General features: G+C 59.3%; 2 protein-coding genes. One reads left to right on the forward strand and one right to left on the reverse strand.

Annotated features, from left to right (window positions below; translation table 11 throughout):
• On the forward strand, positions 1 to 240 hold a 240-nt coding region (locus H7U32_RS09935), incomplete at its 5' end, for a hypothetical protein (RefSeq protein WP_204469875.1).
• Here H7U32_RS09935 and H7U32_RS09940 read toward each other — a convergent pair.
• Positions 237 to 482, reverse strand: a 246-nt coding sequence (locus tag H7U32_RS09940; RefSeq protein ID WP_204469876.1) for an undecaprenyl diphosphate synthase family protein, incomplete at its 5' end; no start/stop codon positions are given. The genes H7U32_RS09935 and H7U32_RS09940 overlap by 4 nt on opposite strands.

The raw sequence follows: 482 nt of genomic DNA on the forward strand, positions 1-482 counted from the left end.
CTGGAGCTTGACGAATACAACCAGGACAACGACATGCAACTTACGCAGGCACAGGCAGCTCTGCCTTCGCCACATGCGCCGCGGCTGGCGATGTTCCATGCGAACCACTGGGATCTCTCCTACGACCCATTCCCACTGAGTCGCACGATGGGTTCACGGCACTTGAAGAACGAATTTGCGCGCCGACCCGCGATGAATGCGATCGTGCTATTCCTTGCGGAACTGGGGTTGCTGGACTAACCGCCGAAACGCCTCTCGCGCTGCGCGTAGTTGCGCAACGCGCGCAGGAAGTCAACCTTGCGGAAGTCAGGCCAGTACGCCTCGCAGAAGTAGAACTCCGAATGGGCGCTTTGCCACAACATGAATCCGCTGAGCCGCTGCTCCCCGGAGGTTCGAATCAACAGGTCGGGGTCTGGCTGACCTTTGGTGTAGAGATGCTCGGCGATGTGTTCAGCGTCCAGCACCTGAGCGAGGTCGTCGAT

The sequence above is a fragment of the Bifidobacterium pullorum subsp. saeculare genome, assembly GCF_016899725.1.
Classification (GTDB): Bacteria; Actinomycetota; Actinomycetes; order Actinomycetales; family Bifidobacteriaceae; genus Bifidobacterium; species Bifidobacterium pullorum_C.